This window comes from Belliella pelovolcani (assembly GCF_900156785.1).
GTDB classification, from domain to species: domain Bacteria; phylum Bacteroidota; class Bacteroidia; order Cytophagales; family Cyclobacteriaceae; genus Belliella; species Belliella pelovolcani.
In genome coordinates this window covers 179011-191099 of sequence record NZ_FTOP01000004.1, presented here as the reverse complement: position 1 = coordinate 191099, position 12089 = coordinate 179011, and the positions used below count along the sequence as shown (strand labels likewise).

Below are 12089 nucleotides of genomic sequence, written 5' to 3'. Positions count from 1 at the left end.
ACTGCCTATATTCATTTTTTAAAGCCTGGATTGATGACATCAGTACAGGATCAAGGTAGATTTGGCTATGCTGACTTTGGTGTCCCCTACTCAGGTGCGATGGATCAGCTTTCATACAATCAAGCCAATATGTTTTTGAATAATCAAGAGGATGCAGCAGTTTTGGAAATGGCCCTTTTGGGTCCTATTATGATTTTTGAGATGCCAACTAGAATAGTATTTACTGGCGCTGAAGCCGATATTTTTGTTAATGGTCAACTACAACCTATAGGAAAATTAATTCAAATTCAAGCAGAGGATCAAGTCAAAATTGGCCGATTTAGCAAAGGTCAATGGCTGTATATGGGAATTGAAGGAGGAATTCAATCTCCTGAATTTTTGGAAAGCAGAAGCTGGTTTCCTAGCATCAGTGAATATGAAAGGGTGCAGGAGGCTTCGAGTATCTGCTATCTTTCTGAAGAGCATTTTAGCAGGTCTCATTATTCACATCCAAAATTATCAGCAGATTGGTATCAGGAAGAAGTCATTGCTGCCTATAAGGGGCCAGATTGGGAACTTTTGCCGGAAGAATTACAGGAAAAATTAACACAACAGAAATTTTCAAACAGTAATATTTCAAACAGAATGGGAATACAGCTCACTGAATTGCTAAGTAATACCTTGCCGAGCATCTTGACTGCTCCTGTCTACCCCGGCACTGTCCAACTTACACCTTCAGGAAAACTTATCGTCTTGATGCGAGATGCCCAAGTGACAGGAGGCTACCCAAGAGTTCTTCAATTGACTGATCATAGTATTAATGTGATTGCTCAGAAAAAATTTGGGGAAAAAATACGATTTAGCATACTTGAGTTTTGAATTCATTTAATGCGTGGTAAGGGATTAATTAAAATATGCTTAAAGCCTTGAATTAAGTGAATAAGAAAAGTTTTCGCCACTCTTGATTTCATAAAACCGAAATCAATTTTTATATTGAATCACCAAATTTTAAAACCTCAACCATGAACCAAGAGATAGAAAAACAGATTTTGGCCCAAGGCATGTCATTGGAAAATGTAAAAGCACAGTTAAAACATTTTCAAGATGGTTTTCCTTTTTTACCTATTGTTTCACCAGCTACGATTGGCAAAGGAATCAAGGCATTGAGTGCTGAAGAGATCGCTGCTTTTCAGAAAATCTATCCAGAAAAGGCAAAGGATCTTAAGGTAGTCAAGTTCGTACCCGCAAGTGGTGCAGCTTCACGGATGTTCAAGGATTTATTCAGTTATCTTGAGGGAGATGGTGACCTCACCAAAAGCCCATTTACAGAGCGATTTATCATCAATCTTTCCAAATTCGCCTTCTATGATGATTTGAACACTATTTTAGAGCGTAAAGGCAGTAGTATTAAAAAAGCGATCAGTTCTAAAGATTATAAGGGCATTGTAAATGCCTTGTTGTCAGAAGATGGTTTGGGTTATGGTTCGCTACCCAAGGGCCTTTTAAAATTCCACAAATATGATGATCATAACAGAACACCTACTTACGAGCATTTTGTAGAAGGCTTGATGTATGGTTTGGGTAAAAATAAAACCGTGAGATTGCATTTTACTGTTTCCCCCGAACACGAGGATCGTTTCAAGGAAGAGGTATCTAGGATACAAGGAACCTTGGAAAGAAAGCATAATGTGCTCTTTGAGGTAAGCTATTCTCAGCAGAAACCATCTACTGACACTATCGCTGTGAATTTGGATAATACGCCATTTGTAGAAGAGGACGGCAGTATTTTATTCAGGCCTGCTGGTCATGGTTCACTATTAGAAAACTTGAATGAAATTGATGGTGATCTAATTTTTATCAAGAATATCGATAATGTTGTGCCAGATAGAATCAAAGGTGAAACCAAAGAATATAAAGTAGCCCTGGGAGGTTTGCTGCTCGAAATTCAAGAACAAATATTCAATGCCCTTGAAGCTTTGGAAAATGATTTTGATGAAATTACTATCAAAAAGGGAGAGAAAGCATTTGAAAAGGCACTTGGCTCAGAGCTTCCAAAGGCTTACAAAAAAATGTCGGCTAAAGAAAAGGGGCAATATCTATTTCAAAGCCTCAATAAACCAATCAGAGTATGTGGCATGGTCAAGAATACTGGAGAACCAGGTGGTGGCCCGTTTTGGGTCAAGGAAGATGATGGAACGCTTTCACTACAAATCGCCGAAACTGCTCAGATTGACATGAACAATCCTAAGGAAAGATTGCTTGTACAGCAGTCCACTCACTTTAACCCCGTGGACTTGGTCTGTGGGACTAAGGATTATAAGGGTAAGGCTTTTGACTTAATTTCTTTTAGAGATATGCGAACAGGATTTATCACCGAAAAGTCAAAAAGTGGTAAAACGCTCAAGGCGCTTGAATTACCTGGTCTTTGGAATGGTGCTATGGCAGGCTGGAACACCATATTTGTAGAAGTTCCCTTGATCACCTTCAATCCTGTCAAGACTGTCAATGATTTGCTAAGGGAGGAGCATCAGTAAAAAGTAGTTAAAGTCATGAACAGCAAGTCCATTAGTTGTAAAATATTAGACTTGCTGTTCATAGTTATTAGTCGATCAGTTATTGGTCAATCAAATAATATAAAAAGTAAATTGTTATTTTATTAAGTGAAATAGATAGACTGACATTTGGTTTTGGATTCATTGATTTGAAGCGAGATCTAGTTTATAAAAAGTCACAAAGTCTTCTTCTATTCCAAAGTAATCTTGATTTTTAAGGGCTAGGATATCACCATCATTATTGACAACTGAGGACCATATTAACCCTTTGGGTAGGGGTATGTCATTTTGTATGAGTTGATGATCCTGATTAAAGACAGCTGCAAACCTAGGAATGTTATAGATGAAATCCATCCATTCGGTATGATTATCAGGGCTGTAGTTTTTTGAAATCTCTTCATCTACTCCCTTGGTATAGATAACAATAATATCATTATCCCTTCTATAGAGCTGTTCTATTTTCCCAAAGATGATATGTCCTTTTTGCGGATACCATTCCGCATAGTCCTTCATTGGTACACCTGGCATGGGAATAGCATTTTCCAATTGGAGATCTACGGCCTTGACAAACTCTACATCTCCATCCTGCTCTTCGTAGACGAAGTATTTCATTTCGGCAAGAAGAAAAAGAATCCATTCTTTGCCGAACTTTATAATATTTGGAGGAATCACATTAAAAAATTGTCCAGTGCTGTAAATCGTGTTTTCAGGGAATAGCATGGTATTTCTAATAGTTCCAGTTTCTGGATTTAATACTTCTATCAACGGGCTGCTATAATTTTTGAATAAGATATTTGTAAGATCATCCCAGTCTATTCCCTCTGATCCAAACTCCTCTCTTTCAGGTCTGGAATAAGCTAATTCTTTTCCTAATTTATAAGCTGGAAAATTAAGTCCATTGAAAAAAAAGTAATTATTTGGAATAGGTATCTTGTCTATTATTTCACCATCCTCAGAAAACTGAATCAATCCCTTTTGTTGTTCCATAATGGTCAGCTTACCATTCAAAAAGCCTACACCCATTGCCCAATTTATTGCATTTGGACCTTCAGATGGTAATTTGAATCGATTAACAATCTTTCCATTATCATCGAAAAATACATACTCTTCATTATTGTTCCATCTCCCTAAATACAACCCGCTATTTGAATCAAAATCATAAGGAAAAAGATTACCCATGTAAGCCACCTGAATAGAATCAACAATTACGATGCTTAGGTCGGTATCATCATGCAAGCCTTTTTGCTCAGAATTACAGCTTGCCAGCAAAATCAGCGCTAATAATACAATAATTAATGGATGTTTCATACTTGAAAAGTACGGTGAAATGCCAAGACCAAAAACTTAAAAGTTCTTAAAACTGAAATAGAAGAAAGGGAATAAGACTAGCTTATAATACCTTGAGTCTTCCAACTTACCAAAACTTCGCCTTCTTCATCTGTTGTTCCAAATATTCCTTCAATTCCTCCCCTTCCAAGACTTTGATTTCACCCGGTAAGCCAAGAATGAACCTTGCGATGCCTGGAAGTTGAGGGATTTGCCCTTCGAAAAAGTACTTTTTATGGTTCTTGGTGGATGTATATGGCTTGGCATCTGGATACTCTTCTATCATCAATTGATAGGCTTTCCTTGTCATTTGAAGTTGAATCTGGAAATTGTTCTTTCCTGAAAATCCGAATAACCCTTGTTCCAATGTCTCATGCATTGACTCGAATTCAAAAGAGTTAGAAGTGAGCATTATAGCTGCTATCCTTTCTATTTTGAACACCTTCATCATTTCACTTTCTACTTCAAATGCATGAATTGAGTCAAAATTTTTATTGAAATTAACAGGTTCAATCAATCTATCAGAAACGGTTTCGCTGCTTGGAGCATAGTAATCTTTCAAAATTACTTGAGTCTTGGACTTGATTGCTTCAGAAAGCTGGTCTACAAAAAGACCAAGATTGGCATTGAAAAGTTGATTTACCCCTTGACGGAAATCCGAGCGCAAAGTAATTTTTTGAAGGATACTGTCCTTCATCAAGTTTTTTTTAGGCTGCTTTTTCAGCAAACTACCTACAAACTCGATCTCTTCTTCAGAAAATGTCCCATAGTTGTATTCATGACTCGATTCTACCCTATCAATGATTTTGAATTTGGAGTGCTCTTTGACTACTTGAAATCCTAGGGCTTCCAATAATTTAAAGTACCGATAGATAGTTCTGGTATCTGTGCCGAGAGTTTCAGCAAGTTTGTGTACTGGCCTACCAATATTTGATCTCAATAAGGTAATTAATTTAAAAACCCTGAGAATTTTTTGCTGCTCAATGTTAGATGCCTTTGCCATATCTGTGTGAATTGAACCACAAGATAGGACAGTATATAGAGACGCTCAAATTAATGACACTAATTGACTGAAATCTATTTTGGAGATCTATCTTCTCCTTCCAGTGGCAAAAACACGGTTGACATTAAAACCTACTCTAAACTCTTCACCAGGAACGCCATTGCCTCCAGCTAAGAGGTATTGCTCGTTCAAAGCTTGTGAGGTTACAAAATACATTTGGAAGACATGGCCTCCAGCTTCCACATCTATACCAATACCTAAGTTGCTTCTCAGGTCACTATTCAGGTTGGGAATATATTGTAAAGTAAGGGATGATTTACCTGTGATTTTATATTTTGTACTTAGGCCTAGAGCCATATATAAATTTTGATCGCCTTCGATGAAGTATACCTCTCTTGGGTCTACGAAATAGGCCATCATGGGAGAAAGTTGTATACTTAACTTATCGGAGAATTTTCTCGCCAGCATCAATTGAGCCGCATAGCTAGTCCTTTCCTGAAAACTGGGACTTCCTTCTGGTAAAAAACTATAATCTGAACTATTTACTCCTGCTCCAGCCATCAATGATAGCGAAAATGGAATTTTTTCATCGTTGGTTTGCTTCAATAAATGATATCTTCCATAGAGATTATAAAACTTATCTCTACTTGACCTTGCAGCACCAAGAGAGAAGTTTTCATTCAAAGCATATTCAAAACTAAATTGAATATTAGCTCCATTGTCTAAGCCATAAAGATTCCTGATACCTCCATCTAATGTTCCAAAGGTATGCATGATGGCAAAATGAAGTGTATTTTTATCCAGAGGCTCTACCGTGAGCAAATTGATATGTCTTGGAGCATGGAAAATCAAATCTACTTCTTGGTTTTCTGTGGCCAGTTTTCTCTCTAATTGTGCCATTGCAGGACTACACAGAAAAAAGATGAAAAGTATCAATTTGGTCTTCATGTTTATTTTTTTAGAGTTGTATTGATTGTCACTTCTTGTTCTTCAGCTAGTTCGTAAAATACCACCTTAGGAACTTCTATTTTGTAATCTGATAATTTGACTGTGAATTTGGCCTCAAGTTTCAATTCATTATCTGAAATTGCTGTCAACTTTCCTGGAACTTCTATTGATCTTTCCACCCCGTGAATTTTGAATTTCCCTTTGGCTGTTACGGTTTTGCTTTGACCTTTTTCGAGTTTGACAGTTTCCATGATCTCACCCACAAATTCGGCGAATGGATATTTCTTAGTCTCGAGGTAATTTTCCCGCATATGACGGTCTCTCAGACCGATACCTGTTTTCAAAGTATTGAGATCGATAAAAAAATCAAACGTGCTTTTTTCTAAGTCAATTAAACCATTCAACTTATCAGATACACCTGTAAATTCATTCAAAGGAGCTTTCGACAGGAACTCCACATTTCCACCTTCGGTCTTATACACCTGAGCAAAAGCATCCTTTGAAAATGTCAAAATCAAAGAAATTATGAATATTTGAATCAAACCTTTCATTAGCTTCTATTGATAGTCAAAATATCTCCTGACCTGCTATTTGAAAAAGCTTGAAGGGGTCTATTTGCAGGTCCAGTCACTACATTGCCATCTAAAGTAAATCTAGAGCCATGACAAGAGCATACAAATTGATTGTTATTAATAGACCAATTTCTATCACAGCCAGAGTGTGTACAAACTGATGTCAAAGAATTAAAACCACTACCAGTATTGACAACGAGCATTTGTGCTGACGTGATCAGTATCCATCCGCCTTCATTATTGAGAGAGCTTGCTTGACTTAGGTCTATGACGACTGTATCACTATTGACTGTAATCCCTGTAGTTCCGGAACTTGGAGGTGGTGTGTTATTATTATTGTTAGGAGCGGTATCATCATCACTGGCACAAGAAGTGAAAAAGCCAACTCCAAACACGGACATTACAGCAAATGCTCCTGATTTTTTGAGAAAGTCTCTTCTTTGATTAGATAGAGTTCCTGATTTAATTGTCTCTAATTTTTCCATATTCCCATTTACGCTAAAGTATTAAAGATCGGATTGATGAATCTTTAACTTTATTTAAATGTGGAATGTTTTGAATAAAATGTTAAACAAAAAATTAAAAATGCTTTCTATTCAGAATTTCACTCAAAATGATGGCATCTTTTACATTGCCTCTACTTTGAAGAAGTTTGCGGTATCTGTTATTTGATTGCTGTTTTCTTGTTGTTGCTCTTTCTTCTCTAGGGATAAGGCCTTCAATATTAGCAGTCAAACTTACTTGTTCGTCCAAGGTTTTTAATTTCTGTGAACTGCCATCAGTCACCGCCCCAGAATATTTGTCAAAAGCACGAATTTGCTTATTCTCTCTGACAACTTCTTTAGAAGTTTCCTGTGTGGCTCTTCTTTGTACAGGTTTTTCTATTTCTCCTTGTCCTGAGTTTTTCAAATCCTGTTCTCTTTCTTGCTGTCCGGATCTAATTTCTCTGAGTAGTTCTTCAAAAGAAGGTACTTTTTCTCTTTGATCTGCGGGAATATCTGGCTCATTATTATCAGGTTGTGCATTTTTATTGCCCTTTTTTACTGCTGTATAGATAAAGTAAATAATTACAGCAACGATGTATATGATATTTTCTGCGTCCACGATTTTTCTTTTTGATGATTCTAATATAGTTATAAATTTGTTTCTTGTTCAAATTTTAAAAGAGGAAGCATGCTGCTAAGTAAGCTGGAGATAAAAGGTTTCAAGAGTTTTGGTGACAGAATGGTGATTCATTTTGACAAAGGAATCACTGGTGTCGTTGGACCCAATGGATGTGGGAAATCCAACGTGATTGATGCCATCAGGTGGGTATTGGGAGAGCAAAAATCCCGAATGCTTCGCTCTGATAAGATGGAGAACGTGATTTTCAACGGAACCAAAAACCGTAAACCTACCAACCTTGCAGAAGTTTCCTTGACTTTTGAGAATACCAAGAATCTCCTTCCAACTGAATATACTCACGTCACCATTACAAGAAGGTATTATCGTAGTGGCGAAAGCGAATATTTGCTCAACGGAGTAGCATGTCGCTTGAAAGACATCACCAATCTTTTCATGGACACTGGGATCAATTCCAATAGCTATGCGATCATAGAATTGAAAATGATTGAAGAACTCCTCAATGATAAGAACAACTCAAGAAGGGATCTGTTTGAGGAAGCAGCAGGAATATCAAAGTTCAAGGCAAGAAAAAAAGAGACACTGCGTAAACTTGAAGATACAGATGCTGACTTGGATCGTGTGGAAGACGTACTTTTTGAGATTGAGAAAAACTTAAAAAGCTTAGAAAAGCAAGCAAAGCAGACGGCCAAATATTTTGAAATCAAACAAGAATATAAAGAAGCAAGTATCAATCTTGCCAAAAAGTCCGTTGCCAAGCATAGTGAGTCTTTGATTGAACTCAATAAACAGCTAGAAACCGAGTCTGATAATAAAATCATGCTCAGTACCCGAATTACTGAAAAAGAATCCCTTTTAGAACAAATCAAAGCTGATTTGATTCAAAAAGAGAAACTTCTGGCTGGTCGTCAAAAAACACTCAACGATCATGTTAATAAGATTAGGCAGTTTGAGTCTGATAAGAAAATAAAAAATGAAAGGCTAAGGTTTTTAGAAGATCGTGCTCAAAAATTGAGAGAGCAAATCGATACTGACCGAAAGTCAAATGATAGAGCGGGGTTTAGTATAAGATCACTTGAACAGGAGATGGAATCTGCCAATAAATTGCTGGCAGAGAAAGAAATAACTGTAGAGCAGCTCCGAGAGTCCTATGAAAATCAAAAGACATCACATACAGCTATTCAAGAAAGGCAAAAAGATCTGACTCGAGAATTTACTACTCGCAAGGATATGGTCTATCAACTTTCCAAAGAGCAAGAAATCAAGCAAATCCAACTCTCTACACTCAAACAAGAATTAGAGAAAACAGCTTCAGATGATTACTCTCAAGAATCTAATTTGGCGGATTTTGAAGACAAATTATTGGTATTAAGAGAGCAGCTAGATGTGAAGCAGGGTGAATTGAGCAAGCTGAAAACAAAGGAAGAAGAGCAAAATCAAAAAATAGAAGAGCACAATAGGGTCATAGAAATGATCCGAGAGGAAGTGACACAAAATTCCAGAAAACTAGATGCCAAACAGAATGAATTCAACCTAACCAAATCATTGGTTGAAAATCTAGAGGGATTTCCAGAGGCCATTAAATTTCTCAAGAAAAACTCTACTTGGGGTAAGGACACTCCATTACTTTCTGATATTTTGACTACTGAGGAAAAGTATAGAGTTGCCATAGAAAATTACCTCGAGGGCTACATGAATTATTATGTAGTAGATACGCAAGAACAAGCCATCACCGCAGTGAATTTACTCAGTGATGCTGCTAGAGGAAAAGCCAATTTCTTTGTTTTAGAACATTTTGATAAATTTCAAGCTTCTCAGACGAAGCTTTTCGCAAATGCGATAGCTGCCACAGAGATCATTGAGTATGATGACAAATATGCGAAATTGATCGCATTTATTTTGGATGATGTTTATCTGGTAAAGGGAGAGTATCAAGATTTTCCTGGAGATAGTTCGGCAATTTTTATTTCCGAAAGTGGAAAGTTTACCAAGCGGAAGTTTAGTATTTCAGGTGGTTCAGTGGGCTTATTCGAGGGGAAAAGAATTGGAAGAGCCAAGAATCTAGAAAAGCTTGAGAAAGAGATCAAAGAACTGAATAAGAAAGTCAGTATCACCAGGTCTAATTTGGATAAAAAACTGAGTGATCTTTTGAAACTTAAGGAGGTCAGTTACAAGAAGGGCATTGAAGTACTTCAAGCTGAAATCTCCGAAATCAATCAAGAATTCGTATCTGTACGCACTAAAAAAGAACAGCTCAGCGATATGCTTTCTTCAAATGCCAACAAGCGTGAAGATATTTTGGAAAGAGTTGAGGAACTAGAAAATAGCTTGGGGGATATTTTACCACGCTTAGAAGATGAAAAAGCTAAATTCGAATATCTTGAAAATGAAGTAGAGGAGTTGAATGCTCAGCTGCAAATCGAATCTGAGAGTTTGAGTCAAAAATCCAGTGCTTTCAATCAAGAAAACATATTATATCACCAACAGCTGAATAGAGTTAGTAGTCTAGAGCAAGAGATAGAATTCAAAAGAAGTGCTTTTGAAAGCAGCAAAGAGAGGATAGAAAAGTCACAGCTTGAACAAGGTTCAATAGACCAAGAAATCAAGACGCTTCTTGACAATAATGAAGTCAAGGATGATGAATTGATAGAGCTATATACAGAAAAAGAAGCCATAGAAAAAGGCGTCAATGAAGCTGAGAAGGATTACTATGCTTCTCGGGCAGAAATTGATACTACAGATAAGCAAATCAGGGAAATTCAAAAAAGTAAAGAGAACATTGATGCAACTATTCAAGAGCTAAATAATGCGCTCAATGAATTGAAATTGAAGCTCAATTCCATGAAAGAAAGGCTCAGTGTGGAGTTTGAGATTGACCTGGATACCCTAATGGAAGAAAATCCAGAAATAGACGAGGCCTATGAAGCTATGGAAGATACTGAGATCAGGCAAATCGTTCAGCGCTGCAAAGATAGGTTGGAGAAAATCGGACCGATCAATCCAATGGCCATGGAAGCTTATGATGAGATCAAAGAGCGTCATACCTTCATCACGACGCAAAAAGAGGATTTGATCAAGGCCAAAAATTCGCTTGTAGAAACCATCAAAGAAATTGATGAAGTGGCCAAAGAAACCTTTTTGGATGCATTTGGAAAGATTAAAGAGAATTTTGTGAAAGTCTTTAGGTCACTATTTACGGAAGAAGATGATTGTGATCTCAAATTGGTAGATCCAGATAATCCGCTGGAAAGCGCTATAGAGATTATGGCCAAGCCAAAGGGCAAGAGACCACTGACCATCAATCAGCTTTCGGGAGGAGAGAAGACCTTGACAGCTACTTCCCTACTCTTCTCGATTTACTTATTGAAGCCCGCACCGTTCTGTATATTTGATGAAGTCGATGCGCCACTAGATGATGCCAATATAGATAAGTTCAATAATATCATTCAGACTTTTTCTAAGGAGTCACAGTTTATCATCGTGACGCATAACAAGCGTACCATGGCAAGTACAGATATCATCTATGGGATCACCATGATTGAAGCAGGTGTTTCTAGGGTAGTTCCAGTGGATTTGAGGGAGTTGGCTTAATAGATTTGTGCTAAGTTTTGGATTGAGTTCCTATTTTTCAAGTTCGGTTAGTAACTGAACTTTTTTTGTTATAAAACAAATTGAAAACATGTTTTAACTTTAGAATTTTAGATTTAAACTTTACTTTAACCTTTTTCTTTATTAAATTACCAATATTCAATAACCAAATAACATTAAAAATTATGGGTATACCTATCATTTCAAACGTCGTAAACGGTATCAAGGGCGGTGTAAAAGCTACGCTAAAAGGTACTGCTGATACAGGAAGCGTATTAGCAAACTCTGTTAAAAACATAGCTGTTACTACTTTGAAAGGAACTGGTGAGTTGGTAGTGAAGGGGGTTCAAGTTCCTGCATCAATTGTATCTGGTGCATTTCAAGGAATTTCAGATATAGGCGTTTCAGTTGTCAAATCTGCAAAAGGTATTGTAAATGGAACGATTCAAGGAGCGATGGATTCAGGAATAAGTCAAAAAGATGCTGTTCAAGGTAGTGTAAAACAAGCTATTGAGTCTGCCAAAGATCTTGGTGAAGATGTGGCCGAAGTAGCGGTTGAAGCTGTGAAAGGTGCTGTCAATGGGGTTAAGCAGGTTGGAGGCGATACGATTGGAGCCGCAAAAGATGCTGTAGTTGCAGCATTGGACGCAGCAAAAGATATCGGTGGAGAAGCAGTAGATTCTGTAAAGTCCGCCTTGAATTCCAGCGTAGATGGTGCTAAGGAGATAATAAGTGAAATTAAAAAGTAAGAAAGCTGATTAGTAAGCTTAAAAAGAGGGTCCCGACCCTCTTTTTTTTAACCACAATTTTTTAACTGCTTTTAAGAAAGCTTAACTTCCAAAAGCTTTAATGTGTCTATTGTATTAATTTCGAAGAATAAATTGTCCGCTACTCCAAGGTGCATAAGCGTGGTGGATCGAAAATCACTCAAAATCGTAATTAGTTTTAATGCTCATTTTGTTATAAGACAAGTATGGTGTAGCCATCTTATCATTTGTT

General features: G+C 37.1%; 10 protein-coding genes. 4 read left to right on the top strand and 6 right to left on the bottom strand.

Annotation, left to right across the window (positions count from 1 at the left end; translation table 11 throughout):
* Window positions 1–33 precede the first annotated feature (33 nt).
* Window positions 34–858: a 5-oxoprolinase subunit C family protein gene (locus BW935_RS06755; protein WP_245802656.1), complete on the top strand. Its 825-nt coding sequence runs from the start codon at window positions 34–36 to the stop codon at window positions 856–858.
* Between the two features lie 143 nt (window positions 859–1001).
* A complete protein-coding gene (locus BW935_RS06750; protein WP_076499811.1) occupies window positions 1002–2513 on the top strand; it encodes a DUF4301 family protein in 1512 nt (503 codons plus the stop codon).
* 159 nt (window positions 2514–2672) lie between these two features.
* On the opposite strand, the gene BW935_RS06745 is transcribed toward BW935_RS06750, so the two are convergent.
* From BW935_RS06745 to BW935_RS06720, 6 genes are all read right to left on the bottom strand, one after another.
* Complete coding sequence (locus tag BW935_RS06745) at window positions 2673–3839, bottom strand: DUF4221 family protein (protein ID WP_076499809.1); 1167 nt, start codon at window positions 3837–3839, stop codon at window positions 2673–2675.
* Between the two features lie 106 nt (window positions 3840–3945).
* Window positions 3946–4860, bottom strand: coding sequence for a helix-turn-helix transcriptional regulator (locus tag BW935_RS06740; RefSeq protein ID WP_076499807.1), 915 nt, complete (start codon window positions 4858–4860; stop codon window positions 3946–3948).
* Window positions 4861–4947: 87 nt separating this feature from the next.
* Window positions 4948–5808 (bottom strand): DUF5777 family beta-barrel protein, encoded by an 861-nt coding sequence (locus BW935_RS06735; protein WP_076499805.1) that lies wholly within the window; start codon window positions 5806–5808, stop codon window positions 4948–4950.
* 2 nt (window positions 5809–5810) lie between these two features.
* Window positions 5811–6359, bottom strand: a complete 549-nt coding sequence (locus BW935_RS06730) for a YceI family protein (RefSeq protein WP_076499803.1) — start codon at window positions 6357–6359, stop codon at window positions 5811–5813.
* Window positions 6359–6865: a QcrA and Rieske domain-containing protein gene (locus BW935_RS06725; RefSeq protein ID WP_076499801.1), complete on the bottom strand. Its 507-nt coding sequence runs from the start codon at window positions 6863–6865 to the stop codon at window positions 6359–6361. The genes BW935_RS06730 and BW935_RS06725 overlap by 1 nt, the downstream gene beginning before the upstream one ends.
* Window positions 6866–6959: 94 nt before the next feature.
* Window positions 6960–7484 carry a hypothetical protein gene (locus BW935_RS06720; RefSeq protein WP_076499799.1) on the bottom strand — a complete coding sequence of 175 codons (525 nt, stop codon included), beginning with the start codon at window positions 7482–7484 and terminating at the stop codon, window positions 6960–6962.
* A gap of 69 nt (window positions 7485–7553) precedes the next feature.
* Here BW935_RS06720 and smc point away from each other — a divergent pair, with 69 nt between their 5' ends.
* Together smc and BW935_RS06710 are read left to right on the top strand one after the other, a co-directional pair.
* Window positions 7554–11093: a chromosome segregation protein SMC gene (gene smc / locus BW935_RS06715; protein ID WP_076499797.1), complete on the top strand. Its 3540-nt coding sequence runs from the start codon at window positions 7554–7556 to the stop codon at window positions 11091–11093.
* 182 nt (window positions 11094–11275) lie between these two features.
* Complete coding sequence (locus BW935_RS06710) at window positions 11276–11839, top strand: hypothetical protein (RefSeq protein ID WP_076499795.1); 564 nt, start codon at window positions 11276–11278, stop codon at window positions 11837–11839.
* Window positions 11840–12089 lie beyond the last annotated feature (250 nt).